This is a genomic window from Streptomyces tubercidicus (assembly GCF_027497495.1).
Taxonomy (GTDB): domain Bacteria; phylum Actinomycetota; class Actinomycetes; order Streptomycetales; family Streptomycetaceae; genus Streptomyces; species Streptomyces tubercidicus.
Window position 1 is genome coordinate 2,343,952 of sequence record NZ_CP114205.1, and the last position, 26,692, is coordinate 2,370,643.

Consider the following 26,692-nt stretch of genomic DNA (forward strand, 5'->3'; position numbering starts at 1 on the left):
CGGAGAGCGGCGGCGGCAGGTGAGAATGGCCCCGATGCGACGAGACGGAGCGGATGTGGGCTGGAGCCTGGTGGTGCCGCTGAAGCCGCTGGTGCGGGCCAAGAGCAGGCTCTCCCGGGCCACGGGTGAGGAGTTCCGGCCCCGGCTGGCCCTCGCCTTCGCCCTGGACACCGTGACAGCGGCGCTGGCCTGCGAGGACGTCCGCGATGTGGCCGTTGTCACGGATGACCAGCTGGCCGCCGAGCGGCTGGCGGCAGTGGGCGCGCGGATCGTTCCCGACACACCGGGCCGCGGGCTCAACGCGGCGCTGGCCCATGGCGCGCGTGCGGTCCGGGCGCGTCGTCCGGGCGCGCCGGTCGCCGCACTGAACGCCGACCTTCCGGCACTGCGCCCGGCCGAGCTGGAACTGGTGCTCCATTCCGCTTCGCTATTTCCCCGTGCATTTCTCGCGGATGCGGCGGATATCGGGACAACACTTCTGACCGCGACTTCCGGACGGGAATTGGAACCGGCATTCGGAGGCGCGTCGCGGGCCCGCCACCTGGCCTCCGGGGCACGGGAGATCACCGGGCCGCAGGCACCCTCGGTGCGCCGGGACGTGGACACCGGCGAGGATCTGCTGGCCGCGCTGGCGCTGGGCGTGGGCCCTCATACGGCGCTCCAGGCGCCGCGGCTCGGGCCGGTGGCGGCCGTCCAGGAGGGATCCAAGCGGCTGCCGCCGCCGCAGGTCAGAGCGTCTGGAGCGTGATCAGGACGATCCGGCGGGCGTCCCCTTCACCGGTGACGTCGATGCGGACCCGCTGACCGGGCCGCAGCAGCAGCAGGCCGCCGGCGTCAAAGGCCGCCGCGTCGAAGGGCAGCGGGGTGCCGTCGTCCAGCAGCACACTGCCGGAGCGGGTCTCGGAGTCGTACGTATACGCGGTGGCCTGCATGGGAGAGAGCCTAGACGAGGAGGTCCCGGGCCCCTTCGCCCGCCCGTACGGCGGCGGGAAGGAACCCGGGGCCCACTCGTCGAGACGGACTCCGCACGCGCCACGGCGGAACGCACCAGGGCCGAACGCACCGCGGGCCGGGCTCCCCGAAGGGAGACCGGCCCCACGCGTGGCGTCGCCGCTGCCGAATTACCGCTTGCGCGCGGTGGTCTTCTTGGCGGTGGTCTTGCGTGCCGTGGCCTTCTTCGCGGGGGCCTTCTTCGCCGTCGTCTTCTTCGCGGGCGCGGTCTTCTTCGCCGTCGCCTTCTTCGCGGTGGTCTTCTTCGCCGCCGCCTTCTTGGCGGTGGTCTTGGCGGGAGCCTTCTTCGCCGTGGTCTTCTTGGCGGTGGCCTTCTTCGCCGCGGTGGTCTTCTTCGCCGCAGCCTTCTTCGCCGTCGTCTTCTTGGCGGTGACCTTCTTGGCCGTGGCCTTCTTCGCGGCGGCCTTCTTGATGGCGCCACCGCCGGAGAGGCTGCCCTTGGGGGCCTTCTTCACGGAGACCTCGCCCCCCTTGGGGAGCTTCTTCGAGCCGCTCACCAGGTCCTTGAAGCCCTGGCCGGCGCGGAATCGCGGCACCGAGGTCTTCTTGACCCGCACGCGCTCACCCGTCTGCGGGTTGCGGGCGTAGCGGGCCGGGCGGTCGACCTTCTCGAACGAACCGAATCCGGTGACCGAAACACGGTCGCCGGAGACAACTGAACGGACGATTGCGTCCAGTACGGCGTCCACCGCGTCCGCGGCGTTCTGGCGGCCGCCGAGCTTGTCGGCAATGGCTTCTACGAGCTGCGCCTTGTTCACGTCTTCCCCTTCGGAGACATTGCTGGAACGAAAGTTTCCAAGCTTTTTCGCACGTTAGGCAGATATATACCGCAAATCAAACACGAAACGGGCTAATCACCCTTGTGCCGCAACGAACTCGACCTTCACGGACTTCTGTCGGTGTGCACATCTTCGGGATAACGACCTTCGTCGAGGTCAGCCATGAACCACTCCAGACGCCTTGCTGCGTCCGCAAGATCGTGTTTAGCCGCGGCCGTGATGACGAGCAGCTTCCGGGTCAGCGCCATCCGTACGCCCTCCGGGACTTGCAGTGTCCGCACTCGGGTGTGTGCGTCCTTGAGTCGGTCGGCGACGAGACCGTAGAGCTCGAGTTGGTCGTCGCGTTCCATGCGCTAATTGTGCCATCTGCGGCGAGTTGTCGCTTCACGGGGCCTCAACAGCGGCCTCGACAAGCAGAAGCGCCCCCTGTCAACTGCACAGGGGGCGCATCGTACGCAATATAGCTTTGAGCCATAAAACCCGAGGTCAGACCTCGATGGTACGCGGCTTGAACGGCGGCCGGTTCGCCTCGTACTCCACGATGGATGACTCCTCCCGAAGGGTGAGGCTGATGTCGTCCAGCCCCTCCAGCAGGCGCCAACGGGCGTTCTCGTCCAGCTCGAAGTCGGCGCTGACACCCTCGGCGGTGACCTGCCGGCCGACCAGGTCGACCGTCACCTCGGCGGCCGGATCGTTCTCCAGCAGCGTCTGCAGCCGGTCGACGGTCTCCTGCGGCAGGACCACCGTCAGCAGACCGTTCTTGAGGGAGTTGCCACGGAAGATGTCCGCGAACCGCGAGGAGATGACGGCCTTGAACCCGTAGTTCTGCAGCGCCCAGACGGCGTGCTCACGCGAGGACCCGGTACCGAAGTCGGGGCCGGCGACCAGCACCGTGGCGCCCTTGTACCGCTCCTGGTTGAGGACGAACTGCGGGTCCTTGCGCCAGGCCTCGAACAGCCCGTCCTCGAAGCCGTCGCGGGTGACCTTCTTCAGCCAGTGGGCCGGGATGATCTGGTCGGTGTCGACGTTGCTGCGGCGCAGCGGGACGGCCCGGCCGGTGTGGGTGGTGAAAGCTTCCATGGTTCAGACTCCCGCGGGCGTGGCGACGGCGACGTCGGACAGATCGGCCGGTGAGGCCAGATGGCCGAGAACCGCCGTTGCGGCGGCGACCTGCGGTGAGACCAGGTGCGTACGGCCGCCCTTGCCCTGCCGGCCCTCGAAGTTGCGGTTGGAGGTGGACGCGGAGCGCTCACCGGGCGCCAGCTGGTCGGGGTTCATACCCAGACACATCGAGCAACCCGCGTGCCGCCATTCGGCGCCGGCCGCGGTGAAGACCTTGTCCAGCCCCTCGGCGACGGCCTCCAGGGACACCCGGACCGAGCCGGGGACGATCAGCATCCGTACGCCGTCGGCGACCTTGCGGCCTTCCAGGATCCCGGCCGCGGAGCGCAGGTCCTCGATACGGCCGTTGGTGCACGAACCTACGAAGACGGTGTCCACCGCGATGTCCCGCAGCGGCTGACCCGCCGTCAATCCCATGTATTCCAGGGCCTTTTCGGCGGCGTAGCGCTCCGAGGCGTCCTCGTACGAAGACGGGTCGGGGACGCTCGCCGAAAGCGGCGCGCCCTGGCCGGGGTTGGTGCCCCAGGTGACGAACGGCGCGAGCGCGGAGGCGTCGATGTGCACCTCGGCGTCGAAGACCGCGTCGTCGTCGGTGCGCAGCGTCTTCCAGTACGCGACCGCGGCGTCCCAGTCCTCGCCCTGGGGGGCGTGGTCACGGCCCCGCAGGTAGTCGAAGGTGGTCGCGTCGGGGGCGATCATGCCGGCCCGCGCGCCCGCCTCGATCGACATGTTGCAGATGGTCATCCGGGCTTCCATCGACAGCTTCTCGATGGCCGAACCGCGGTATTCCAGGACATAGCCCTGGCCGCCGCCGGTGCCGATCCGGGCGATGATCGCCAGGATCAGGTCCTTGGCGGTGACACCTTCGGGCAGCTCACCGTCGACGGTGATCGCCATGGTCTTGAAGGGCGCCAGCGGCAGCGTCTGGGTGGCCAGCACATGCTCGACCTGGCTGGTGCCGATGCCGAACGCCAGCGCGCCGAAGGCTCCGTGGGTGGAGGTGTGACTGTCACCGCAGACCACGGTGGTGCCGGGCTGGGTCAGTCCCAACTGCGGTCCCACGACGTGGACAACGCCCTGTTCCACATCGCCCAGCGGGTGCAGCCGGACCCCGAACTCCGCGCAGTTCTTGCGCAGCGTCTCCAGCTGGGTACGGGAGACCGGGTCGGCGATCGGCTTGTCGATGTCGAGGGTCGGGGTGTTGTGATCCTCGGTGGCGATGGTCAGGTCCGTACGGCGCACCTGGCGGCCGGCCTTGCGGAGGCCGTCGAACGCCTGCGGGCTGGTGACCTCGTGCAGCAGGTGGAGATCGATGAAGAGGAGGTCGGGCTCGCCTTCCGCGCGCCGGACGACATGGTCGTCCCAGACCTTCTCCGCGAGTGTCCGTCCCATCGCTTTCCCTCCGGCCGGCCGCATTGCCGGCCTTTCTCGTCCGTGCGCGATGCCCGCAGAATTCCCCTTGCCGGGCCTTACGCCGGGCCCCGGTAGAGGGCCACACCTACAGATTGACGACTTCCCCGGAAAATTGAACTTGCGTTTCACAGTGTGAGACGCGAGTATCGTTGCATGGACAACTCTAGCGGCGTCGGCGTTCTCGACAAGGCAGCTCTGGTTTTGAGTGCCCTGGAGTCCGGTCCGGCCACCCTCGCCGGGCTGGTCGCGGCGACAGGGCTCGCACGACCCACGGCCCACCGGCTGGCCGTGGCACTGGAACACCACCGGATGGTGGCGAGGGACATGCAGGGCCGGTTCATCCTGGGCCCGCGGCTGTCCGAGCTGGCCGCGGCGGCCGGTGAGGACCGCCTGCTGGCCACGGCCGGTCCGGTACTCACCCACCTACGCGATGTGACCGGCGAGAGCGCCCAGCTCTATCGCCGGCAGGGTGATATGCGGATCTGTGTGGCGGCGGCGGAACGGCTGTCCGGATTGCGGGACACCGTTCCGGTCGGCTCCACGCTCCCCATGAAGGCCGGCTCGGCCGCCCAGATCCTGATGGCCTGGGAGGAGCCCGAGCGGCTGCACCGCGGTCTGCAGGGCGCCCGCTTCACGGCCACCGCGCTGTCCGGCGTACGGCGCCGGGGCTGGGCCCAGTCGATCGGCGAGCGGGAGCCGGGCGTGGCCTCGGTCTCCGCCCCCGTACGCGGCCCCTCCAACCGCGTGGTCGCCGCCGTCTCGGTCTCCGGACCGATCGAGCGGCTGACCCGCCACCCGGGCCGGATGCACGCCCAGGCGGTCATCGACGCGGCGGCCCGCCTCTCCGAGGGCCTGCGGCGCACGGGCTGAGCACCCCGCGCCGGGGCAGCGGCCGTTTGCCGACCGCGGCCGCCATGCCGAAGGGGAGCGGCCCCGTGCGGAACCATCCGCGCGGGGCCGCTCTGCGCGCTCAGGCCGCCATCCGGTCCGCGGCCCGCTCCCCGCGGCGGCCGACCGGCACCGCCCCCAGGGCCTCCCCCAGCCCGAACGACGGCATATTGACGTAGACGCTCTCGTACGAGCCCGCCGGGACGACATAGGTCTCGTGCCAGAAGCCGACCTTGCCCTTCCCCTCCCGCAGCCGCCGGTTGAACGCCGCCCAGGCCGGCCGGTGCTCGCCGTTGCCATCCGTGGCGTAGGCGAACAGCTTCTCCTTCGAGTCCCAGTACTGCAGGACGGCGAAGTGCCTCGGCAGTCCGGGAAGCAGCCGGTAGCCGATCATCCCGCTCTCCGGATCCCGGGCCAGCTCCTTGATCATGCGCGGCATGGCGAGGAACACCGGCAGCCAACTGCGCACCGCCCACCAGCTGTTGAAGCGCATGCCAATGAGGAAGACCACCACCTCCCCGCCACCGTCCGCGGTCATCCGCCCCTGCACCGGCTTGCCGCTCATGACAACCCCTTCCGATAGCGGACAGCATCGCTATCCATATTTAGATAGTGACACTCCCCAAGCGGGGGCGCAAGGGGGCGAGGGGGCGCGACCCAGGGAGCAAGGAAGCAAGGAAGCAAGGGGCTGACGGAGGCCGAGGGATCCAACCGGCGCCACGGAAGCGGCAGTTGACACGAAGAAGGCCCCCCGCATGCTGCGGGGGGCCTTCTCTTTCTGTACCCCCGACCGGATTCGAACCGGCGCTACCGCCTTGAGAGGGCGGCGTGCTAGGCCGCTACACAACGGGGGCAAGTTTTCCTGCAGTTGGGAGTGTCACGGGGACACACCGCGCTGGGCTACCAGGACTCGAACCTAGACTAAATGAACCAGAATCACTCGTGCTGCCAATTACACCATAGCCCATGGTGGTTTAGACCAGTACCCCCGACCGGATTCGAACCGGCGCTACCGCCTTGAGAGGGCGGCGTGCTAGGCCGCTACACAACGGGGGCCCTAGCGATCCCTACCCGGCGGAAGCCGGATATTTATCTCCGTGAGTGACAGTGGGTGCGACCCGGACTGTCTCCCTGGGAAGGATCTGTACCCCCGACCGGATTCGAACCGGCGCTACTGCCTTGAGAGGGCAGCGTGCTAGGCCGCTACACAACGGGGGCTTTGCAGATAAGCTCTGCGAGCTGGCCTACCAGGACTCGAACCTAGACTAACTGAACCAGAATCAGTCGTGCTGCCAATTACACCATAGGCCATCAAAGCGCAACCCCCCGTGGGGGGTCTTATTTTGACTTGCGCCTCCCGGCCGGGCCTCTCGGCCCTCTCGGGCGGCGCAGGAAGAACATTACCTGATCGTGGACGGCGCACCAAAACCGATAACTCCGCGCAACAGCTCGGGGAGCTCCGCCAGGCTCGCGATCCGGTGCACCCCCGTGGGTGGCTCCTCGCCGGTGCCCGCACGGTCCAGCCATACGGCCGTCAGCCCGGCGTCCCGGGCGCCGAGTGCGTCGATGTCGAGCTTGTCGCCGATGTGGACGACCTCGCCGGGGGTTAGACCGAGCGCCTGACAGGCCGCGTTGAACGCCTCCGCGGCGGGCTTGGCGTGCCCCAGCTCATCGGCGCAGAACACCGCCTCGAAGTGCGTACGGATCCCCAGGGCGGCCAGCTTGCGCTCCTGGTTGGCGGTGGCGGCGTTGGACAGCACCGCCTGCCGCACGAAGGGGGCCAGGGCCGCCAGTGCGGGCGCGGAGTCCGGGAAGAGGGTCCAGGAGGCTTGGTAGTGCGCGAGGTAGCGGCCGAACCAGGCGTCCGCCTCGGTGTCGGAGAGCGGGGCGCCCAGGAACCTCCGGGTCCGGCCTCTGCGGTGGTCGAGATAGCCGACCTCGCCTGCGAGGAAGCGGGCGAACTCGGTTTCCATGGCCGCCCGCCAGCGTTCCAGGGCCGCTTCCTCACCGCCGTACGTGGCGAGGAGCCCTTCGGTCCGCAGATGCCGCAGGACACCGGCCCGGTCCGATCCGGTGTAGTCGAAGAGTGTGTCGTCGAGGTCCCACAGGGCGGCGCGCAGGGGCATACCGGCAATCTAAGGGCTCAGCGAAGTTCTCCGGATAGGCCACGGGCCCGGATGCCGTGTGGCATCCGGGCCCGTGGGCGCGGTGGTGGGGTCAGCCGGCCAGCTTGGCCAGGGCCGCGTCGATGCGCTGGAGGGTGCGCTCCTTGCCCAGGATCTCCAGGGACTCGAAGAGCGGCAGGCCGACCGTGCGGCCGGTGACGGCCACCCGGACGGGGGCCTGGGCCTTGCCGAGCTTGAGGCCGTGCTCCTCGCCGGCGGCCAGGACGGCCTCCTTGAGGGGCTCGGGGCCGGCGGTCCAGTCGGCGGCGTCCAGCTTGGCGCGGGCGGTGGTCAGCAGTGCCACCGGGTCGCCCTTGCCCATCGCCTTGGTCCAGGACGCCTCGTCCTCGACCGGCTCCCCGCGGAAGAGGAAGTCGACGTTGGCGGTGATGTCGGAGAGGACCGTGAGGCGGGTCTGGGCGTGCGGGGCGATGGCGCGCCAGGCGGCCTCGTCGAAGTCCTCGGGGGCCCAGTTGGCGTGCGGGGCCGTCAGCCAGGGCTCGCAGGCCGTGATGAAGGACTCCAGGTCCAGACGCCGGATGTGGTCGGCGTTGATCGCCTCGGCCTTCTTCAGGTCGAAGCGGGCCGGGTTGGCGTTGACGTCCGCGATGTCGAACTTCTCGATCAGCTCCTGCACCGAGAAGAGGTCCTGGTCGGCGGAGAAGGACCAGCCGAGCAGCGCAAGGTAGTTGAGCAGGCCCTCGGGGAGGAAGCCGCGCTCCCGGTAGAGGTTGAGGTTGGCCTGCGGGTCGCGCTTGGAGAGCTTCTTGTTGCCCTCGCCCATGACGTAGGGGAGGTGGCCGAAGGCCGGGATCTCCTTGGCCACGCCCAGCTCGATCAGGGCCTTGTAGAGGGCGATCTGGCGGGGGGTGGAGGAGAGCAGGTCCTCCCCGCGCAGGACGTGGGTGATCCCCATCAGGGCGTCGTCGACCGGGTTGACCAGGGTGTACAGCGGGGCGCCGTTGGCACGGACGATGCCGTAGTCCGGGACGTTCTCCGGGGTGAAGGTCAGCTCGCCGCGCACCAGGTCGGTGAAGGTGATCGGCTCGTCGGGCATCCGGAAGCGGACGATGGAGGTCCGGCCCTCGGCCTCGTAGGCCGCCTTCTGCTCGGCGGACAGCTCACGGCAGGTGCCGTCGTAGCCGGAGGGCTTGCCGGCCTTGCGGGCGGCTTCGCGGCGCTCGTCCAGCTCTTCGGTGGTGCAGTAGCAGCGGTAGGCGTGGCCGGCGGCGAGGAGCTTGTCGGCGAGGTCCTTGTAGAGGTCCATCCGCTGCGACTGGCGGTACGGCGCGTGCGGGCCGCCGACCTCGGGGCCCTCGTCCCAGTCGAAGCCGAGCCAGTGGAAGGACTCCAGCAGCTGGTTGTAGGACTCCTCGGAGTCGCGGGCCGCGTCGGTGTCCTCGATCCGGAAGACCAGGCTGCCCTTGTTGTGCCGTGCGTAGGCCCAGTTGAACAGGGCGGTACGGATCAGGCCGACATGGGGGTTACCGGTCGGGGAGGGACAGAAACGGACGCGGACGGGGGTGCCGGGGGTCGCGTTAGCCACGCTTGATCACCTTGTTGGTGAGAGTGCCGATGCCTTCGATGGTGACGGCGACCTCGTCGCCGACGTTGAGGGGGCCGACTCCGGCCGGGGTGCCCGTGAGGATGACGTCGCCGGGGAGCAGGGTCATGGCCTCGGTGATGTGGACGATCAGGTCCTCCACCGGGCGGACCATGTCGCTGGTGCGGCCGAGCTGGCGCTGTTCGCCGTTGACCGTGCACTGGACGGCGAGGCCCGCGGCGATATCGGCGGGGTCCAGACCGGTCTCGACCCAGGGGCCGAGCGGGCAGGAGCTGTCGAAGCCCTTGGCCCGCGCCCACTGCTGCTCGCGCTGCTGCACATCGCGGGCGGTGACGTCGTTGGCGCAGGTGTAGCCGAGGATCACGTCCTTGACGCGCTCGCGGGGCACCTCACGGCACATCCGGCCGATGACGACGGCGAGCTCCGCCTCGTGGTGCACCTCCTGGGAGAAGGAGGGGTAGGCGATGGGGTCGCCGGGGCCGATCACCGAGGTGGACGGCTTGAAGAAGGTGACCGGGGTGTCCGGGACGGCGTGGCCCAGCTCGGCGGCGTGCTCGGCGTAGTTGCGGCCGATCGCGACGACCTTGTTGGGGAGGACCGGCGGCAGCAGCCGGACCTTGTCGAGGGGGACCTTCTGGCCCGAGCGCTCGAATTCCGCGAAGGGATGACCCTTGATGACGTCGAGTTCGTCGCCTTCGAGGACGCCGAAGCCGACGTTGCCGTCGATGGAAAATCTGGCGATGCGCACGGGTTGCCGTTGCCCCTCATTGATCACTGGCCGGAGTTGACACTCCAGGCTATCGCGGGGCTGCTGCCGGTCCGTAGCCGATCAGGCCGGGACGCCCTGCTCGGGGGCGGTCATCAGGACCGTACGGCGGGGGTTGGCGGTCTGGGCCGGCAGTTCGACGGTGTGCTCCGCTGCCTCGGTGCCGAGCTCTTCGGCGTCGGTGAGGTGGGCCAGGGTGGTGCGCCGCGGGTTGGCTATGTTGCGGAACATCGTCGTGGTCTTCACTGCTGCATGCCTCGCGTCATCGAAGTCGGGAAAGGGCTTGCGAAAGCTGCCTTGTCATTCTTGGCAACCATGTAAAGCGTCAGGCTATGCGGGCTATTCCCTGCGAAGTGCCGGGGGGCTCAATGATCTTCCTGTGAGTTTGCTCACGAAGTGTGTGACAAATGCCGCATTTCCCATGATCAACATCCCTGGGCGAAACGGACAATGGCGGAGTGAAGTGCACGTTCCGCTCCCGATCACCGCACCTGGGACAGCACTGAGGGGTGGCCGACTCGCGGATAAAAGTCCGTTATCGACGTCGGAATCTTCTACCCGTCGTGACGTGCTCCGTACATTGCGTCATCCAAGTCACAGTGCGGGACTCCGCTCTTGTTGGAGATCCGGCACTGTGCTGGAATTCCACGGACCGCCGCATGTTTGAGCCGGCGCGCAGGGCGCAACGAAGCGCCGCGCGGCGGTGCCGTCCACTCCGACCGAGAGGACAGCCCGCCGGTCATCACGACCGCCATGGGGGGACTTAGCGGTCCCCATACGACTCGACACCGTCCCGCCGAGGTGGGACGCCTGGTCCAGAGGTTGCGACGCTAGTGCAGGGACGTTTCAAGAGGGATGGCAGCGCTGCGGCGGACCCGGAGCTGCGCGGCGGAAGCGACCGCGCCTCCTCGCCCCAGCGCGCCCAGGGCAACGGTTCCGCCGGGGGCAGCACACTGCCCGTCGACGGGGGCGGCCAGGCGCCTGGCGGTGACGCCGCGGACAGCGGCAAGCCCAAGGCGTCGAAGGGCTCCGGCCCCGGATCGCGAATAGCGCTGCGCAACTGGCGCATCAGCACCCGTCTGGTCTCCCTGCTCGCGCTTCCGGTGGTCGCCGCGACCACGCTGGGCGGCATGCGCATCGGTACGTCGCTGGACAACATCGACCAGCTCGACAAGATGCAGCTGCTCACCGAGATGACCCGGCAGGCGACCGAGCTCGCCGACGCGTTGCAGACGGAGCGGGACAAGTCGGCCGGTCCGCTGGCCGGCAGCGGGAACGCCAAGGACGACGCCAATGTCGTCGCGCCCCGGGAGGCGACCGACCGCGCCCGGCTGTCGTTCAACCAGGCCACCGATGACATCCGGGGCCAGGACGCCACGATGACCGGTGTCCGGGCGACCGTCCTGGAGATCACCCGCCAGCTCAACACCCTCAACGAGCTCCGCAACAACGCGTACAAGGACGAGGACAACGCGGCGCGGACCATCACCAGCTACAACCAGCTGATCAACTCGCTGCTGTCGCTCTCCCAGGACATGGCGCAGGCGACCAGCAGCCCCGAGATGATCCGCAGCACCCGTGCGCTGGCGGCGTTCTCGTCGGCCAAGGAGTACGCGTCCATCCAGCGCGCCCTGGTCAGTGCCGGCCTCGCCCACGACGGCGGCCCGGAGCTGTCCTCCAACGACCGGCTGGCCGGCCGTAACGCCGAGAACGACGAGAAGGCGGCCCGCGACCGCTTCTCGCAGATCTACGCCAGCAGCGGCGAGACCAGCGCCGGCACGCTCACCCGCGGGCTGGACGGCAACAACGACGAGATCAAGGCCGCGGTCGCCTTCGCGCACCGCGCCTTCGCCAGCGGCGCCGGCATCCGCAGCCAGGACTACCGGTACCTCGACTGGTACGACTCCGACACCGTCAAGATCGACGAGATGTCGCGGATCGAGACCACGCTGCTCTCCGAGATGGAGCAGAAGTCCCGCCAGCTGCGCAACGAGGCCACCCAGTCCGCGATCGTCAGCGGTGCGCTGATCCTGCTCGTCCTCGGCGTCTCGCTGGTCGGCGCGTTCGTCGTGGCGCGGTCCATGGTCCGCTCGCTGCGCCGGCTGCAGGACACCGCGCAGAAGGTCGCCCAGGACCGGCTGCCCGAGCTGGTCAAGCAGCTCTCCGACTCCGACCCGCAGGACGTGGACACCTCCGTCGAGTCCGTCGGTGTGCACAGCCGGGACGAGATCGGCCGGGTGGCCGCGGCCTTCGACGACGTGCACCGCGAGGCGGTCCGCCTCGCCTCCGAGCAGGCGCTGCTGCGGGGCAACGTCAACGCGATGTTCACCAACCTCTCGCGCCGCTCGCAGGGTCTGATCCAGCGTCAGCTCTCGCTGATCTCCGAACTGGAGTCCCGCGAGGCCGACCCGGACCAGCTCTCCTCGCTCTTCAAGCTCGACCACCTCGCCACCCGCATGCGCCGTAACGGTGAGAACCTCCTGGTCCTCGCCGGTGAGGAGCCGGGGCGCCGGTGGACGCGGCCGGTGCCGCTGGTCGACGTCCTCCGTGCCGCCGCCTCCGAGGTGGAGCAGTACGAGCGGATCGAGCTCAACGCCGTACCGCAGACCGAGGTCGCCGGCCGGGTCGTCAACGACCTCGTGCACCTCCTCGCCGAGCTGCTGGAGAACGCCACCTCGTTCTCCTCCCCGCAGACCAAGGTCAAGGTCACCGGCCATGCGCTGCCCGACGGGCGGGTGCTGGTCGAGATCCACGACACCGGTATCGGCCTGTCGCCCGAGGATCTGTCCGCCATTAACGAGCGGCTCGCCAGCCCGCCGACCGTGGATGTCTCGGTGTCCCGGCGGATGGGTCTGTTCGTGGTCGGCCGGCTGTCCCTGCGGCACGGCATCCGCATTCAGCTGCGGCCCTCCGACTCCGGTGGCACCACCGCGCTGGTCATGCTGCCGGTCGATCTCGCCCAGGGCGGCAAGAAGCCGGCGCCCAGCAACGCCAAGAGCGGCGGCGACCACGGCGGCGGACAGTCCAGCCGGCTCGCGGGGCTGCAGCCGCGCGGTCAGGTCGGTTCGGGTCCGTCGGCCGGTGGGCGCCCCGCACTGCCCGGCCGCGGTGGCCCCGGCGGCGGTGCGCAGAACGCCTTCGGTGCCCCGGCGCCGTCCGGCCGTACGGCGCCTCCCGGCGCAGGTGCCCCCGGCGCCCCGGCGCAGGGTGGCGACGCCCGTCCGGCCGCCGGCCGTCCCGCCGGCTCGCGTCCCTCGCTGCCCACCCGTGGCGGCGCGGACAACGGCCCGGCGCCCACCGTCGCCCCGCCGACCGGCGCCCCGCGCCGCGAGGAGCGTCCGCAGCTGCCCGCGCGCGGCGCCGCGGCCGAACTGCCGGGCGGTCCGGCCGCCGGTGGTCAGCCCGCCGGTGGTCAGCGCGATGGTCAGGGTGCTCAGCAGCCGGGCGGTACGAGCTGGGGCGCGCGCCGTGAGCGCGGCGGCTCCGACGACTGGCCGCTGACCTCCCGCGAGGCATCGGACCGGCCGCGCGGCCACGAGGAGCCGGAGACCACCGGCAGCTTCGAGCGGCCCGCGCCGAGCGGCGGCCCCGGTGACACCGCGGCGTTCGCCCGTCCCGACTTCAACGGTCCGCCGCCCACCGCGGACGGCCCCCGGGGCGGACAGCGCCCGCAGGGCGCGCGTCCGGCCGGGCGGGGCGCGGGCAACGGGCCCGGTGACACGGGGCAGTTCCCCGCACCGGACGGCAACACCGGGCAGTTCCCGATACCGGACAGCAACACGGGACAGTTCCCCGCACCGGACAGCAACACCGGCCAGTTCCCCGCACCGGACAGCAACACCGGCCAGTTCCCCGCACCGGACAGCAACACCGGCCAGTTCCCCGCACCGGACAGCAACACGGGCCAGTACGAGACCGGTAGTTACGAGACGGGCCAGTACCAGCGCCCCGACAGCGACACCGGCCAGTACCAGCAGCCCGACAGCAACACCGGCCAGTACCAGCGCCCCGGCGCCGACCGTGCCGCCTACGCCGATGCCTCGCAGGGCACCGGGCAGTTCCCGGTGCAGCAGGCGCCGGACAGCGGTGCGCCGTCCGCCGATGTGCTCGGTGACGCGGACGCCGGTCCCGGTGACGGCCGTACGCCGATCTTCGACACCATCGAGTCCAACTGGTTCAACCACCCGGCGGCCGCCGCTGCCGGTGTACCGCCCCAGGGCGACGCCGAGCCCGAGGCGCCGCGGCAGCCGCGCCGCGAAGCCCCGCAGGACGGCCCGGCGCGCGGCGAGGCGCGCGAGGAGGCGCCGGCCAACGGTGCGCGCGGTGAGGCACCGGTCAACGGTGCCCGCAGCGCCCCGCCGGCCGACGCCACCCAGTGGCGCAGCTCGCCGAACGACGAGACCTGGCGGCAGGCGGAGCAGATCCGCCAGCCCGCCGCGGGCGGTATCACCACCTCCGGACTGCCCCGCCGGGTCCCGCGCGCGAACCTCGTCGCGGGCACCGCGCAACAGCAGCAGTCCTCCCAGAGCGGTCCCCAGGTCTCGCGTGCGCCCAGTGATGTGCGCGGGCGGCTGACCAATCTCCGTCGGGGTATTCAGCAAGGCCGGCAGGCCGGGACGTCGTCCACCGGCACTCACGGCGTTGTCGATCCCACTCACCAGCAGGAGCGTTAGTTGAGTCCGATGAGCCAGGCGGCGCAGAACCTGAACTGGTTGATCACCAACTTCGTGGACAACACCCCCGGGGTGTCCCACACGGTGGTGGTCTCCGCGGACGGTCTGCTCCTTGCCATGTCCGAGGGCTTCCCCCGCGACCGTGCCGACCAGTTGGCGGCGGTGGCCTCCGGCCTGACCTCGCTGACCTCCGGCGCGTCCCGCATCTTCGAGGGCGGGACGGTCAACCAGACCGTCGTGGAGATGGAGCGTGGCTTCCTCTTCATCATGTCCGTCTCCGACGGATCGTCGCTGGCCGTGCTGGCGCACCCCGAGTGCGACATCGGCCTGGTCGGCTACGAAATGGCCCTGCTGGTCGACCGCGCGGGAACGGTGCTCACGCCGGATCTGCGCGCCGAACTGCAGGGCAGCCTGCTGCACTGAACGGCGCCCGCAGCGCCGCTCCGTACAGCACCCACCATCCATGTGCCGCACCCCCCACCGGCCCAACCCGACAACCGTCAGTTGTCCCGCCCGGAGGCTCCATGACCCCGCCACCTGCCACTTCCGGCCCGTACGGCGCTTACAGCCAAGCGCCGTACGGGGGCGAAGGTGACCAGCCGCTGGTGCGCCCGTACGCCATGACCGGAGGCCGGACCCGGCCGCGCTACCAGCTCGCCATCGAGGCGCTGGTCAGCACGACCGCCGACCCGGCGCAGCTTCCCGGCCTGCTGCCCGAGCACCAGCGGATCTGCCACCTGTGCCGTGAGGTGAAGTCGGTCGCCGAGGTCTCCGCACTGCTGCACATCCCCCTGGGGGTGGCGCGGATTCTGGTGGCGGACCTGGCGGAGGCCGGGATGGTGGCGATCCATCAGCCGGGCGGCAGCGGCGAAGCCGGCGGCACACCGGATGTGACCTTGCTCGAAAGGGTGCTCAGTGGACTTCGCAAGCTCTGACAGCGGTTCGGACGCGGCCTCCTCCCGCGCCACGACCTCCGCCAAGATCGTGGTGGCGGGGGGCTTCGGCGTGGGCAAGACCACGTTCGTCGGGGCCGTCTCAGAGATCAACCCGCTGCGCACCGAAGCCGTGATGACCTCCGCCTCGGCGGGCATCGACGACCTCAGCCACGTCCAGGACAAGACCACGACGACCGTGGCGATGGACTTCGGCCGGATCACCCTGGACCAGGACCTGATCCTGTACCTCTTCGGTACGCCGGGTCAGGACCGTTTCTGGTTCATGTGGGACGACTTGGTCCGCGGCGCGATCGGCGCCGTGGTGCTCGTGGACACCCGCCGTCTCGCCGACTGCTTCCCCGCGGTCGACTACTTCGAGAACAGCGGACTGCCGTTCGTCATCGCCCTCAACGGCTTCGAGGGGTACCAGCCCCATACGCCCGACGAGGTGCGTGAGGCGCTGCAGATCGGCCCGGGGACGCCGATCATCACCACCGACGCCCGGCACCGCGCCGAGGCCAAGAGCGCCCTCATCACGCTCGTGGAGCACGCGCTGATGGCCCGGCTGCAGTAGCCCGTCGAACCGGTCCGCCGCCATCCGGTGCGGGCCGTACGGCAGTTGTCCGGGGCGGGGGCGTGCCCCCTGCCCCGGAGCGGATTCCGGCATCCATGAGTCGATCTGTGTCGTTCGACACGCCATCAATTTTGCTTCATAACGTTTCGACAGTGAATCAGAAGCCTTTCGACACCCCGCGCGCATGCCCGGCTTCGCTGCGCTCACAATTCTCCCGTATTTTGCCGCGGCTCGCCCTTAACGCCCCTTTTATCTCGGGCTCTTTCGCGCCTGTTCCCGCTTTGCTCAGTGTTTGGAAGGCACCGCCCTGACGTGCTGAAATTCGCTGAACTCCGGAGTAGGAACGCCCAGAAGAAACGGCACAGCAAGAGAGTGCCGGCGCCGAGAGGTTGTTGGTCGAGTGAGGCGAAGCAAGGCGAGCCCCGAGCCGCAGGAACCGCGGCGGGGCAACTTCACACCGCCCCCAAGAGGGGGTCTACCGGCTTCCGACGCGCCCGAAAATACGGCCGCGAAGCCTCCGGTCAGTGGCGGTAAGTACTCCCCGCGCAACTGGCGCGTGGCGACTCGCCTGAACGCCATTCTGTTGATCCCGGTAATCCTGGCGCTGATCTTCGGCGGGCTGCGGGTGGACAGTTCGTTCGCGACCTGGCAGGAAGCGCAGGACGCGGAGAACACCGCGAAGCTGGTCCGTGCCTCGCTCACCTACAGCAATGCGCTGCTCGACGAGCGGGACCGCACCGCGGCGCCGCTGCTGAAGGGCAAGAAGGACGACCCGGCGGTCCAGGAGGCGCGGGACGCCACCGACGCCGCCGCCGACACGTTCCACCGGGCCGCCAAGGCCATGCCGGACAAGCCGGGTCTCAAGCGCCGCCTCGCCGCCTTCGAGAAGTCCGAGCCCAAGCTCCAGAAGCTGCGTGCGGGCGCTTACACCTCCAAGCTGCGCGGTGTGCAGACCGAAGAGGGCTATGTCGCGGTCCAGCACCCGCTGATGGAGTTCGCCAACGAACTCGGCCTGGGCACCGGCAACATCACGTCCTACGGCCGTACCGTCTACGCCATCGCGCTGGCCAAGGCCGCCGAGTCGCTCCAGCGTTCCATCGGCACCCACCTCCTGGTCGACCCGGCGACCCCGCAGGGCGGCAAGGAGCACAAGCTCCAGCTGACCGCGTTCGCGTCGTACCGCTACCTGGAGGGCATCGCCATCGGCGAGTACACCTCCGGCGGTACGCCCGAGGACGTCGAGCGCCTCAAGAACGACGGTGCGGCGCTCAAGAAGGCCGCACAGCAGAAGATCGCACAGGCGAAGCAGCAGGCGCAGGCGGCCGGCCGGCCGTTCCGCACCCCGCCGTCGATCGACCAGATGTCCGCCCTGATCGCCACCGGCACGGCGCCGGAGACGCTCGGTGTGCGCGGCGTCACCTCCGACAGCTACTTCGCGGCCGCGAGCGGCAAGTTCGACATGTACCGGTCCATCGAGAAGGACCTGTCGGACAAGGCCGTGAACGAGGCGGCGCAGATCTCCAACGACGCCCGCCAGTCGACGTTCATCGACTCCGGCATCGTGCTGGCCGCGCTGATCATCGCGTTCGTGGTGGCCGGCCTGATGGCCCGCCGGATGAGCCGCAACATGCGCCAGCTGCGCACCGCCGCCTTCGGTATCGCCGAGCAGCGGCTGCCGATGCTGGTCGACCAGCTCTCGCGGACGGATCCAGGCCGGGTCGACACCCGTGTCCAGCCCATCCCGATCGCCACCACCGACGAGATCGGCGAGGTCGCCCGCGCCTTCGACCAGGTGCACCGCGAGGCCGTCCGGCTCGCCGCCGAGCAGGCGCTGCTGCGGGGCAACGTCAACGCGATCTTCACCAACCTCTCCAGCCGCAACCAGGGCCTGATCGAGCGCCAGTTGGAGCTGATCACCGACCTGGAGAACAACGAGGCGGACCCGGACCAGCTGGAGAGCCTCTTCCGGCTCGACCACCTGGCCACCCGTATGCGGCGCAACGGTGAGAACCTCCTCATCCTCGCGGGCGAGGAGCCCGGCCGCCGCTGGAACCAGCCGGTGCCGCTGGTCGACGTCCTCCGGGCGGCGATCAGTGAGGTCGAGTCCTACGAGCGAATAGACCTCACCGGCGTCCCCGAGAGCGAGATCCACGGCACCGCCGTGACCGACCTCGTGCACCTGCTGTCCGAGCTGCTGGAGAACGCCACCACGTTCTCCTCCCCGCAGACCAAGGTGCGGGTGGCCGCGACCCGGCTGCCCGACGGCCGGGTCATGATCGAGATCCACGACAAGGGCATCGGGCTCACCCCCGAGGACTTCGCGGACATCAACCACAAGCTGGCCAACCCGCCGAGCGTGGATGCCGCGATCTCCCAGCGCATGGGCCTGTTCGTGGTCGGCCGGCTGGCCGACCGGCACGGGATCCGGGTGCAGCTGCGCCCCTCCGGCGAGCAGGCGGGCACCACGTCGCTGGTCATGCTGCCCGAGGCGATCACCCACGGTGGTGGCGGCGAGGAGCAGTTCGACGACGACTTCACGGTCTCCCGGATCGTGCCGGAGCAGCGGCAGCACACGGAGTACGAGAACCAGCAGCGCACCGCCGCCGAGCTGGGCTTCGACGACAGCCGCTACGGCCGGCCGGACTCCGGTGACCTGGACATGGTGGGCCGCTCGCTGGTCCGCGAGGAGCGCCGGGCCGCGCTGGAGGCCCAGGCGTCCGGTGACCAGGCCGACGGGTACCAGCAGGACGAGCGTCCGCTCTTCCGCGACGAGGTGCCGTCCGGTGGTGCGTACCAGGACTACCCTGCCCAGGCATATGCGGAAGCCGATCAACCGCTCTACGACGACCGGTCGCACGGCCGCCACGCGTTCGGCGAGCAGGGCTTCGCGGAGACCACGGGCCAGCAGCCATACGTGTCCCATGAGACGGCACAGCCGGACGAGTGGACCGAACGTCCCGCCTTCGAGGGCTACTTCGGGACCGAAGCGGAATCTGACCGGAATGCACCCGCCGCTCCCGCTGACGGCGCTGAGCGCGTACCATTCCAGCGTCCGGGCCCCACACCGAGCGACGCCCCTTCGCTGACGGACGCCGGCCTTCCGCGCCGCGGAGGCCGCGACCAGCAAGCACCGCAGGTGCACGAGCAGCGGAGCGCGCCGGAGACCGGCCAGGACGGCTCCGACTGGCGCAGCTCCAACGACGAGCGCTGGGAGCGGGCGGAGCAGCTGCGTGAGCCGAAGGCGGGCGGAGTCACCTCTTCCGGCCTGCCCCGGCGGGTGCCCAAGGCCAACCTGGTCGAAGGTGCCGCGGAGCAGACCCCGCAGGGCGGCCCTCAGGTCTCCCGCGCCCCGGAGGACGTCCGCGGCAGGCTGAGTAACCTGCGCCGCGGCGTCCAGCAGGGACGCAACGTCGGCACGGACCCCTCCGGGGTCCCCCAGAATGACCAACAGGGCTACGGCCCCGGCAGCACCTACGATCAGGAGCGTTAGTGTGAGCCCGATGAGCCAGGCGGCGCAGAATCTGAACTGGTTGATCACCAACTTCGTGGACAACACCCCTGGGGTGTCCCACACGGTCGTGGTCTCCGCGGACGGTCTCCTCCTCGCCATGTCCGAGGGCTTCCCTCGTGACAGAGCCGATCAATTGGCGGCGGTGGCCTCCGGCCTGACGTCGCTGACCTCCGGCGCGTCCCGCATCTTCGAGGGCGGTAGCGTCAACCAGACCGTGGTGGAGATGGAGCGTGGTTTCCTCTTCATCATGTCCGTCTCCGACGGATCGTCGCTGGCCGTGCTGGCGCACCCCGAGTGCGACATCGGCCTGGTCGGCTATGAGATGGCCCTGCTGGTCGATCGCGCGGGCACGGTACTGACGCCGGATCTGCGCGCCGAACTGCAAGGAAGTCTTCTCAACTAAAAGACAGGCAGTGCGTTTCCCGCCACCGCGCCATAGGGTTCGGTGGCGCGACCGGCGTCAGACAGACAAGTTGGAGGAGGAGACGTGGCAACGCCCCCGAGCGGATACCCGTACGGTTCCGGACAGGAGTCCGGACCTGTGGGCGAGACCCATCACAACCGCTTCAACTTCCCGTCTGCGCCGAGCCCCCGGCAGCAGCGGCCCCCGCAGCAGCAGCCAAGGCCGTACGACTCCCAGCCGTACGAGCCGCCGGTGTACGACCAGCCACGGGCACCGCGCATCCAGCCGGTGCAACCGCAGCGGCGTGCGTCCGAGGCCACCCCCACCGCGAACAACCCGCTGGTGCGCCCGTACGCCATGACCGGAGGCCGGACCCGGCCGCGCTACCAGCTCGCCATCGAGGCGCTGGTCAGCACGACCGCCGACCCCTCCAAGCTGCAGGGCCAGCTGCCGGAGCATCAGCGCATCTGCCACCTCTGCCGTGAGATCAAGTCAGTAGCCGAGATCTCCGCGCTTCTCTCCATCCCCCTCGGCGTCGCCCGGATCCTCGTCGCCGACCTGGCAGAGGCCGGACTCGTCGCCATCCATCAGCCCGGCGGGGACGAGACCGCCGGCGGACAGCCAGATGTGACACTGCTCGAAAGGGTGCTCAGTGGACTTCGCAAGCTCTAGCGGTGCAGCCCGCTCCACCACCTCCGCGAAAATCGTGGTGGCGGGCGGCTTCGGCGTGGGCAAGACCACGTTCGTCGGGGCCGTCTCAGAGATCAACCCGCTGCGCACCGAAGCCGTGATGACCTCCGCCTCGGCGGGCATCGACGACCTCACGCACGCGCCGGACAAGACGACCACGACCGTGGCGATGGACTTCGGCCGGATCACCCTGGACCAGGACCTGATCCTGTACCTCTTCGGTACGCCGGGTCAGGACCGTTTCTGGTTCATGTGGGACGACCTGGTCCGCGGCGCGATCGGCGCCGTGGTGCTCGTGGACACCCGCCGTCTCGCCGACTGCTTCCCCGCGGTCGACTACTTCGAGAACAGCGGACTCCCGTTCGTCATCGCCCTCAACGGCTTCGACGGACATCAGCCCTACACGCCCGACGAGGTGCGTGAGGCGCTCCAGATCGGCCCGGACGCGCCGATCATCACCACCGACGCCCGGCACCGCAGCGAGGCCAAGAGCGCGCTCATCACGCTCGTGGAACACGCGCTGATGGCCCGGCTGCGCTGACGTACGGGCGCACGCGCGCAACGACGAAAGGCCCCCACACCGTTGAGGTGCGGGGGCCTTCGTCGTGCCGTGGGGCGTCAGTGGCGCGCGGGGCACTGCTTCCATGCGAATTGGTACAGGGTGTTGATGCTGCCGTCGGTGGAGTCCATGGCCATGTAGCTGGTGGCCTTGGGGTCCGCCGACTTGGCGTCCACCCTCATCTCGGTGTTGATGTTGAAGTAGCGCTCCTCGCCGCAGGGCGCGTACACGAGCGCGTCGATGTCGGTCTCGTCCGAGGTCTGCCAGTTGGCGTCGTAGGGCCCGGTGAAGCTGTGGCTCTTACGGGCCGTCTGCTGCTGCCCCTGGAAGTAGTAGCCGGCCGTCTCCAGCCCCCTGGCGCCGGGGGCCAGGGAGGCGTAACCGCGGTAGTCGGCGCGGGCGATGGCGTAGGTGAAGCCCTGCGGGACGTGCACGTTGAGCGCGATCTGGCAGTTCTTGCGGGAGTCGGTGGGCTTGCTGCCGCCGCCCGCCTGGGCGAGGTACTCGCTGTAGGTGACGGTGAAGGCGGTGTTGTCGGGGGCGATGGCCACTGCGGCGCTGCCGGGTCTGCAGCCCGAACCGTTGACCGTGGCGACGGTTATGGTGATCTTGCCGGTCGGCGGGTCGTCGCCGAACCGGGCGGTGGTGGTGGGGGATGCCGATCCGGCGAGGAGCAAGGATGCCACTGCGGCACCAGCACCGAGCGTGCTGAGCATGGGCTCTTCCTTCCGGTCGTCCTGAGCCCGCGGCGCGGGAACACCAGGAGATGGATGACGAGCGCATGCCAGCATGAGGATCACGGCTTGAACAGCTCTGCTCCCGAGGATTGAGGCGAACCTACGCCTTGATCCGGACACGCCATGCCAAACCGGAAGACCAAAAAGGCGGCCCCCCGGGGGAGGGCCGCCTCAGCGGAGACTCAGCGGAGACTCAGCGCTGCCAGCTGGTCGCGCCGTGGAAGCCGCTCTGACGCTCCAGGCGACGCCACCGCGCGGCCGTGGCGTGCGGCCGGGCCGGCACGTCGGCCGGCCGGTGCGCGGCACAGGCCAGCAGAACCGCGGTCAGGGCGGCGAGCTCTTCTTCGCTGGCCTGGCCCTTCTCCACGCGGATGGAGTCGGTGCGGTGGGCAGAATTCACGGTGTCTTCTCCGTCGTCGCGAGGGGCTTGTGTGCCGGGTGCGGGTGCGGGATGGGGCTACTGGGGCGGATTGCCGTGCTTACGGGCCGGCAGATCCGCATGCTTGGTACGCAGCATCTCCAGCGCGCGGATCAGCGTGTGGCGGGTCTCGGCGGGGTCGATGACGTCATCGACCAGACCGCGCTCGGCCGCGTAATACGGGTGCATCAGCTCGGACTTGTACTCCTTGACCATGCGCACCCGCATCGCCTCGGAGTCGTCCGCCTCGGCGATCTGCTTGCGGAAGATGACGTTGGCGGCACCCTCGGCGCCCATCACGGCGATCTCGTTGGTGGGCCAGGCGTAGGTGAGGTCGGCACCGATGGACTGCGAGTCCATGACGATGTAGGCGCCGCCGTACGCCTTGCGCAGGACGAGGGAGATCCGCGGCACGGTGGCGTTGCAGTAGGCGTAGAGCAGCTTGGCGCCGTGCCGGATGATGCCGCCGTGCTCCTGGTCGACGCCGGGCAGGAAGCCGGGGACGTCGAGGAGGGTGACGATCGGGATGTTGAAGGCGTCGCACATCTGGACGAAGCGGGCGGACTTCTCGGACGCCTCGATGTCCAGCACACCGGCCAGCGACTGCGGCTGGTTGGCGATGATGCCCACCACGCGGCCGTCGAGCCGGGACAGCGCGCAGATGATGTTGGTGGCCCAGCGCTCGTGGACTTCGAGGTACTCGCCGTCGTCGACGATCTCCTCGATGACCTTGCGCATGTCGTACGGGCGGTTGCCGTCGGCCGGAACCAGGTCCAGCAGCGCGTCACCGGAGCGGTCGGCGGGGTCCTCGCAGGGCACCGTCGGCGGGTTCTCGCGGTTGTTCGCCGGGAGCAGCGAGAGGAGGTAGCGGACCTCCTCCAGGCAGGTGGCCTCGTCGTCGTACGCGAAGTGCGCGACGCCCGAGGTCTCGGCGTGCACATCGGCGCCGCCCAGGCCGTTCTGGGTGATCTCCTCGCCGGTCACCGCGCGCACCACGTCGGGGCCGGTGATGAACATCTGCGAGGTATCGCGGACCATGAAGACGAAGTCCGTCAGGGCCGGGGAGTAGGCCGCGCCGCCCGCGCAGGGGCCGAGCATGACCGAGATCTGCGGGATGACGCCGGAGGCCTTGGTGTTGCGCTGGAAGATGCCGCCGTAGCCGGCGAGCGCGGAGACACCCTCCTGGATACGGGCGCCGGCGCCGTCGTTCAGCGACACCAGCGGCGCACCGGCCTGGATGGCCATGTCCATGATCTTGTGGATCTTGGTGGCGTGGGCCTCGCCCAGCGCACCGCCGAAGATCCGGAAGTCGTGCGCGTAGGTGAAGACGGTCCGGCCGTGGACGGTGCCCCAGCCGGTGATCACGCCGTCGGTGTAGGGCTTCTTGGCCTCCAGGCCGAAGCCCGTCGCCCGGTGCCGCCGCAGCGGCTCGACCTCGTTGAACGAACCCTCGTCCAGCAGCAGCTCGATCCGCTCGCGGGCCGTCAGCTTGCCCTTGGCACGCTGCGCTTCGGTGGCACGCTCGCTGGGGCCTCGCCGAACCTGCTCACGGATGGCGTGCAGTTCGGCGACGCGCCCGCGGGCGTCGTTGGCGCCGGCGGGCACATCTTCGACAGTGGTCATGTATCGACGGTACGTGGGCGAGGCGCCGGGGACCGATGTCGGTTTCGTACAACGTCGCATGCGATTTGGTGGGCAGGCAGTACAGAACCGTGCTGTACGAGCCCCGCGTCCCGGCGTCCGTTCGGGTGGCGGGGCCGCGCGGCTTCTGTATGGGCCCGACAAACGGACGCGGAGCGATGTTGTGGTGACCGGTTGGTGCGGCGGGCCGGATTCCGGTCAGCCGAGCCGGACCGTGCAGGTGTGGGTGGCGCAGCTCGTACCGGGGGCCAGACGCAGTCGCAGGGCCCGCCCGGTGGCCAGCACCTCGATCGCCGGGTCATGGGCGAGCACCCTGCGCACCGGCCGTGACCAGGTGATCTCCAGCGGAGCGCCGGTGCGCTCGGGGGCCGCGACGCACAGCCGCGCGGTGCCCCCGCGGCCCGCCGTCACCCCGCGCCGCCGCTCCCGTACCAGCACGCTCGCCGGGCCGTCGGCGGCGAGCGGCCCCGCGTGGCCCGCCCGCCAGAAGTTGGCGGCCGTTACGCCGAGCGGGTCGACGGCGACCGCCTGCCGGTCCGCGTCGTTCGCGAGCACGGTCAGCCAGCGCCGGTCGGCGGCGCGGGCGGCCAGCGTACGGGGGGTGGCGCCCGGCATCAGGAGGTAGGCGTAGCAGGCGTCGGTGGGGTCGGTGCCGTGGTCGTGCCAGAGGGTGAGATAGCGGCGGGTGAACGGCTCCGGGGAGGAGGTGCTGTTGATGTCGTGCCAGGAGCCGGTGCGGGCCTCGCGCAGCGCCGTGAGGAGGGCGCCGCCGGGGAAGACATAGCCGCCGTGCCCGGCGAGGTGGGCCCAGTGCGCGCGGCCGAAGGAGCGGGCCTCGCCGAGCGTGCCGGGCTGCCGTACGCCGTCGACGGTGAGCGCGGCGGTGCCCCGCTCCCCCAGGCAGCGGTTGTCGACGACGGTCTCGGCGGGCACCCCGTCGCGGGCGGTGATCCCGGCGCCCAGGCAGACGACGCAGTCCGCGAGCGCGAACCAGGATTTCCTGGCGGTGAGGGTGGAGGCCAGACCGCGCAGGTCCTGGCCGATCGCGGCGAACTCCCCGTCGGTGGTCCCGCCGACCCAGCGCGCGGCGGGCCTGGGCTCGCCCCAGCCGCCGCCCTCGTTGTCGGCCAGCCGCTTGGTGGACACGGTGGTGCCGGGGAGCCGGTAGGGGTCGACGGTGGGCCAGAAGGCGTCGGTGTACTGGTCGCCCCCGAAGTCGGCGCCCCACCAAGAGAGCATGCCGGCGCCGGTGTGCCAGCCGCGCGGGTTCTCGCCGTTGCCGTTCTCGTAGTACGCGATGCGGTCGGAGGCCATGGCCAGGCCGGCGGCCCAGCCGGGGCGGCGGTGCACGGCACGGTCCATGGCGGGGAACAGCCGGTGGCCGACGGGTTCGGGAGCGGGGACCGCGGAGCTCCCGTCGATCTCGGCGATCCGGGCGAGGTCGGCGACGGTGTACTGCCGGTCGGTGCGGACCGGCAGCGTACGGTCGCGGGCGATCCAGCCCTTGATCATGGCGTGCCAGCGGTCCCGTTCGGCGCCGCTCGCGCTCCGGGCGAGCAGCGCGACGGCGGCGATCAGCGCATGGCCGTGGTAGTGGTCGCTGCGCAGGATGTGCCGTTCGTCGCTGCGGAGGTAGCCGCGGCTGATGGCGCGGCCGTTGACGCTGTCCATCATCAGGCCGTTGTGGAGCAGTGGGGCCCAGGCCCGCTCGACGCTGTCGAAGACGATCTGCCGGGCCGGGTCGGTGATCTGCCAGGGCGAGCCGCCGAGCAGGGCGAACAGCCGGCCGAGGCCGTCCAGCAGGACATAGCCGTAGGTGCCGGAGTAGGCGACCCAGGTGTGCTGGATGAAGGAGCCGTCGGCGTAGAGCCCGTCGCCCTTGGTGACGTACGGGAAGACGGGTGAGAGCGCGTCGCGGGCCAGCGCGAGCTTGTCGGGGGCACGGCCGAGGACGCCGCGCAGCGCGACCACCCGGCACAGGTCGACGCGGTTGGCGCCGGTGCTGGTCCCGGTGTAGTCGCCGAGCAGGGTGTCCGGCACGAAGTGGTCGACGGCGGCCAGGCAGCGGGCACGCAGCGCGTCACCGGGGCCGCCGCCGGGCAGCCGTTCACCGAGGATCGCGAGGGTGTCGAGCAGGAGCCGGGGGCTGCCGATCTGCCATTCCCACCAGTTGCCGTAGCGGGTGGTGGCGGTGTTGTAGACGGTGGTTTCGAGGTGGTCGAGGCCGGTGACGAGGGCCTCGGCGAGGCCGGGGTCGCCGGTGCGGCCGGTGCCGGGCTGGGCACAGGCCAGGGCCATGGTGTGCAGCCGGCTGTAGCTCTGGGTGATGCCGGAGGGCGGGTCGTAGCGGCAGTCGGGCCAGAGGGAGCCGGCCGCCGGGCGCATGCTCGCCTGGAAGGTGCTCGCGAGGGCGCCGGTCTCCTGGAGGGCGGCGGCGTAGGGCGGGGCGGTGGGGTCGAAGCCGGTGCCCAGGGTGAGGTCGCACCAGCGGCGGCGGAGGGCCGTGAACTCATCGGCGGGGGCGGCCGTCCCGGGGGTGGCGTGCGCGGGGCCGGCGGCGAGGCCGAGCGCGCCCGCGGTGGAGGCGGCGAGAAATCCTCTGCGTGACCAGACGGGCAGGGCGGGGACTGGTGACACGGTCGGTCCTCTCCAGGGCGTCAACTGAGGGGTGGCGCTGCGCACTTGGGAGTTCCCGATGGTCTAGCACGGGCCGTCGGCGGGCGGCAATGACCACGCCGGAACCCCGGCTGCCACCCGCCCGGCGGAACCCGTCCCCGGAGAACCACCCCACCAGAGAGGTTGAATGTTGAACCAGATCCGGTTACCGTGAATCTCGTTGAAGC

The 26,692-nt window shown here is 70.1% G+C and carries 24 protein-coding genes and 5 tRNA genes; 10 read left to right on the forward strand and 19 right to left on the reverse strand.

The annotated features are described in order from the left end of the window. The first annotated feature begins 34 nt into the window (after nt 1-34). The gene (gene cofC, locus STRTU_RS09890; protein WP_246240317.1) at nt 35-748 is read left to right on the forward strand and encodes a 2-phospho-L-lactate guanylyltransferase; all 714 of its coding nucleotides are present in this window, start codon (nt 35-37) and stop codon (nt 746-748) included. Here cofC and STRTU_RS09895 read toward each other — a convergent pair. The 5 genes from STRTU_RS09895 to leuC form a co-directional block, all read right to left on the reverse strand. After that, a complete protein-coding gene (locus STRTU_RS09895) occupies nt 729-932 on the reverse strand; it encodes a hypothetical protein (RefSeq protein ID WP_159743209.1) in 204 nt (67 codons plus the stop codon). The genes cofC and STRTU_RS09895 overlap by 20 nt on opposite strands. A 189-nt stretch (nt 933-1,121) precedes the next feature. Beyond that, on the reverse strand, nt 1,122-1,769 hold the full coding sequence (locus STRTU_RS09900) for an HU family DNA-binding protein (protein ID WP_159743210.1): 648 nt from the start codon (nt 1,767-1,769) through the stop codon (nt 1,122-1,124). 125 nt (nt 1,770-1,894) lie between these two features. Further along, nucleotides 1,895-2,140, reverse strand: a complete 246-nt coding sequence (locus STRTU_RS09905) for an SCO5555 family protein (RefSeq protein WP_159743211.1) — start codon at nt 2,138-2,140, stop codon at nt 1,895-1,897. Between the two features lie 136 nt (nt 2,141-2,276). After that, on the reverse strand, nt 2,277-2,870 hold the full coding sequence (gene leuD / locus STRTU_RS09910; protein WP_159743212.1) for a 3-isopropylmalate dehydratase small subunit: 594 nt from the start codon (nt 2,868-2,870) through the stop codon (nt 2,277-2,279). A gap of 3 nt (nt 2,871-2,873) precedes the next feature. Further along, nucleotides 2,874-4,304, reverse strand: a complete 1,431-nt coding sequence (gene leuC, locus STRTU_RS09915; protein WP_159743213.1) for a 3-isopropylmalate dehydratase large subunit — start codon at nt 4,302-4,304, stop codon at nt 2,874-2,876. A 174-nt stretch (nt 4,305-4,478) separates the two neighbouring features. Here leuC and ndgR point away from each other — a divergent pair, with 174 nt between their 5' ends. Then, a complete protein-coding gene (ndgR, locus tag STRTU_RS09920) occupies nt 4,479-5,195 on the forward strand; it encodes an IclR family transcriptional regulator NdgR (RefSeq protein WP_026169203.1) in 717 nt (238 codons plus the stop codon). A gap of 100 nt (nt 5,196-5,295) precedes the next feature. Here ndgR and STRTU_RS09925 read toward each other — a convergent pair whose 3' ends face one another. The 10 genes from STRTU_RS09925 to STRTU_RS09970 form a co-directional block, all read right to left on the reverse strand. Then, nucleotides 5,296-5,778, reverse strand: a complete 483-nt coding sequence (locus STRTU_RS09925; RefSeq protein WP_174878835.1) for a DUF4188 domain-containing protein — start codon at nt 5,776-5,778, stop codon at nt 5,296-5,298. A gap of 216 nt (nt 5,779-5,994) precedes the next feature. Next, a tRNA-Glu gene (locus STRTU_RS09930) sits at nt 5,995-6,067 on the reverse strand. A 41-nt stretch (nt 6,068-6,108) separates the two neighbouring features. Continuing rightward, nucleotides 6,109-6,180: transfer RNA gene (locus tag STRTU_RS09935), tRNA-Gln, on the reverse strand. A 16-nt stretch (nt 6,181-6,196) separates the two neighbouring features. Further along, a tRNA-Glu gene (locus tag STRTU_RS09940) sits at nt 6,197-6,269 on the reverse strand. Nucleotides 6,270-6,358: 89 nt separating this feature from the next. Further along, nucleotides 6,359-6,431: transfer RNA gene (locus tag STRTU_RS09945), tRNA-Glu, on the reverse strand. Nucleotides 6,432-6,452: 21 nt separating this feature from the next. After that, nucleotides 6,453-6,524, reverse strand: a tRNA-Gln gene (locus STRTU_RS09950). 89 nt (nt 6,525-6,613) lie between these two features. After that, nucleotides 6,614-7,339, reverse strand: coding sequence for an HAD family hydrolase (locus STRTU_RS09955; RefSeq protein WP_159743214.1), 726 nt, complete (start codon nt 7,337-7,339; stop codon nt 6,614-6,616). A gap of 91 nt (nt 7,340-7,430) precedes the next feature. After that, nucleotides 7,431-8,924, reverse strand: a complete 1,494-nt coding sequence (gene gltX, locus STRTU_RS09960) for a glutamate--tRNA ligase (RefSeq protein WP_159743215.1) — start codon at nt 8,922-8,924, stop codon at nt 7,431-7,433. After that, nucleotides 8,917-9,690: a fumarylacetoacetate hydrolase family protein gene (locus tag STRTU_RS09965; protein WP_159743216.1), complete on the reverse strand. Its 774-nt coding sequence runs from the start codon at nt 9,688-9,690 to the stop codon at nt 8,917-8,919. The genes gltX and STRTU_RS09965 overlap by 8 nt, the downstream gene beginning before the upstream one ends. A gap of 81 nt (nt 9,691-9,771) precedes the next feature. Next, nucleotides 9,772-9,954 carry a hypothetical protein gene (locus tag STRTU_RS09970; protein WP_159743217.1) on the reverse strand — a complete coding sequence of 61 codons (183 nt, stop codon included), beginning with the start codon at nt 9,952-9,954 and terminating at the stop codon, nt 9,772-9,774. A gap of 587 nt (nt 9,955-10,541) precedes the next feature. On the opposite strand from STRTU_RS09970, the gene STRTU_RS09975 reads away from it, so the two are divergent. The 8 genes from STRTU_RS09975 (at nt 10,542) to STRTU_RS10010 (ending at nt 21,035) form a co-directional block, all read left to right on the forward strand. Beyond that, entirely contained in the window at nt 10,542-14,381 is a 3,840-nt protein-coding gene (locus tag STRTU_RS09975) for a sensor histidine kinase (RefSeq protein ID WP_269777348.1), read from the forward strand. Between the two features lie 9 nt (nt 14,382-14,390). Beyond that, nucleotides 14,391-14,804, forward strand: coding sequence for a roadblock/LC7 domain-containing protein (locus tag STRTU_RS09980; RefSeq protein WP_018087200.1), 414 nt, complete (start codon nt 14,391-14,393; stop codon nt 14,802-14,804). Between the two features lie 101 nt (nt 14,805-14,905). Further along, entirely contained in the window at nt 14,906-15,316 is a 411-nt protein-coding gene (locus STRTU_RS09985) for a DUF742 domain-containing protein (protein ID WP_159743219.1), read from the forward strand. Next, complete coding sequence (locus STRTU_RS09990) at nt 15,297-15,890, forward strand: GTP-binding protein (protein WP_159743220.1); 594 nt, start codon at nt 15,297-15,299, stop codon at nt 15,888-15,890. Before STRTU_RS09985 ends, STRTU_RS09990 begins: the two co-directional genes overlap by 20 nt. 400 nt (nt 15,891-16,290) lie before the next feature. Beyond that, complete coding sequence (locus tag STRTU_RS09995; RefSeq protein WP_167539126.1) at nt 16,291-19,380, forward strand: sensor histidine kinase; 3,090 nt, start codon at nt 16,291-16,293, stop codon at nt 19,378-19,380. Nucleotides 19,381-19,390: 10 nt separating this feature from the next. Further along, complete coding sequence (locus STRTU_RS10000; RefSeq protein WP_018087204.1) at nt 19,391-19,804, forward strand: roadblock/LC7 domain-containing protein; 414 nt, start codon at nt 19,391-19,393, stop codon at nt 19,802-19,804. Nucleotides 19,805-19,888: 84 nt separating this feature from the next. Next, nucleotides 19,889-20,476, forward strand: a complete 588-nt coding sequence (locus STRTU_RS10005) for a DUF742 domain-containing protein (RefSeq protein WP_159743222.1) — start codon at nt 19,889-19,891, stop codon at nt 20,474-20,476. Beyond that, a complete protein-coding gene (locus tag STRTU_RS10010; RefSeq protein WP_073447656.1) occupies nt 20,457-21,035 on the forward strand; it encodes a GTP-binding protein in 579 nt (192 codons plus the stop codon). The genes STRTU_RS10005 and STRTU_RS10010 overlap by 20 nt, the downstream gene beginning before the upstream one ends. Nucleotides 21,036-21,112: 77 nt before the next feature. Here STRTU_RS10010 and STRTU_RS10015 read toward each other — a convergent pair whose 3' ends face one another. From STRTU_RS10015 to STRTU_RS10030, 4 genes are all read right to left on the reverse strand, one after another. Continuing rightward, nucleotides 21,113-21,769, reverse strand: a complete 657-nt coding sequence (locus tag STRTU_RS10015; RefSeq protein WP_159743223.1) for a DUF4360 domain-containing protein — start codon at nt 21,767-21,769, stop codon at nt 21,113-21,115. A gap of 214 nt (nt 21,770-21,983) precedes the next feature. Further along, the gene (locus STRTU_RS10020; RefSeq protein WP_159743224.1) at nt 21,984-22,190 is read right to left on the reverse strand and encodes an acyl-CoA carboxylase epsilon subunit; all 207 of its coding nucleotides are present in this window, start codon (nt 22,188-22,190) and stop codon (nt 21,984-21,986) included. 57 nt (nt 22,191-22,247) lie between these two features. Beyond that, nucleotides 22,248-23,831: an acyl-CoA carboxylase subunit beta gene (locus STRTU_RS10025; RefSeq protein ID WP_159743225.1), complete on the reverse strand. Its 1,584-nt coding sequence runs from the start codon at nt 23,829-23,831 to the stop codon at nt 22,248-22,250. 216 nt (nt 23,832-24,047) lie between these two features. Further along, on the reverse strand, nt 24,048-26,486 hold the full coding sequence (locus STRTU_RS10030; RefSeq protein WP_246240320.1) for a polysaccharide lyase 8 family protein: 2,439 nt from the start codon (nt 26,484-26,486) through the stop codon (nt 24,048-24,050). Nucleotides 26,487-26,692: the final 206 nt, after the last annotated feature.

What these genes read in the sequence shown, in the direction of transcription:
- STRTU_RS10000 (WP_018087204.1), top strand. Translation starts at nt 19,391, where the DNA reads ATGAGCCAGGCGGCGCAGAATCTGAACTGGTTGATCACCAACTTCGTG.
- STRTU_RS10025 (WP_159743225.1), bottom strand. Translation starts at nt 23,831, where the DNA reads ATGACCACTGTCGAAGATGTGCCCGCCGGCGCCAACGACGCCCGCGGG.
- STRTU_RS09955 (WP_159743214.1), bottom strand. Translation starts at nt 7,339, where the DNA reads ATGCCCCTGCGCGCCGCCCTGTGGGACCTCGACGACACACTCTTCGAC.
- cofC (WP_246240317.1), top strand. Translation starts at nt 35, where the DNA reads ATGCGACGAGACGGAGCGGATGTGGGCTGGAGCCTGGTGGTGCCGCTG.
- STRTU_RS09925 (WP_174878835.1), bottom strand. Translation starts at nt 5,778, where the DNA reads ATGAGCGGCAAGCCGGTGCAGGGGCGGATGACCGCGGACGGTGGCGGG.
- STRTU_RS09980 (WP_018087200.1), top strand. Translation starts at nt 14,391, where the DNA reads ATGAGCCAGGCGGCGCAGAACCTGAACTGGTTGATCACCAACTTCGTG.
- STRTU_RS10015 (WP_159743223.1), bottom strand. Translation starts at nt 21,769, where the DNA reads ATGCTCAGCACGCTCGGTGCTGGTGCCGCAGTGGCATCCTTGCTCCTC.
- STRTU_RS09985 (WP_159743219.1), top strand. Translation starts at nt 14,906, where the DNA reads ATGACCCCGCCACCTGCCACTTCCGGCCCGTACGGCGCTTACAGCCAA.
- STRTU_RS09905 (WP_159743211.1), bottom strand. Translation starts at nt 2,140, where the DNA reads ATGGAACGCGACGACCAACTCGAGCTCTACGGTCTCGTCGCCGACCGA.
- ndgR (WP_026169203.1), top strand. Translation starts at nt 4,479, where the DNA reads ATGGACAACTCTAGCGGCGTCGGCGTTCTCGACAAGGCAGCTCTGGTT.
- STRTU_RS09895 (WP_159743209.1), bottom strand. Translation starts at nt 932, where the DNA reads ATGCAGGCCACCGCGTATACGTACGACTCCGAGACCCGCTCCGGCAGT.
- leuD (WP_159743212.1), bottom strand. Translation starts at nt 2,870, where the DNA reads ATGGAAGCTTTCACCACCCACACCGGCCGGGCCGTCCCGCTGCGCCGC.
- leuC (WP_159743213.1), bottom strand. Translation starts at nt 4,304, where the DNA reads ATGGGACGGACACTCGCGGAGAAGGTCTGGGACGACCATGTCGTCCGG.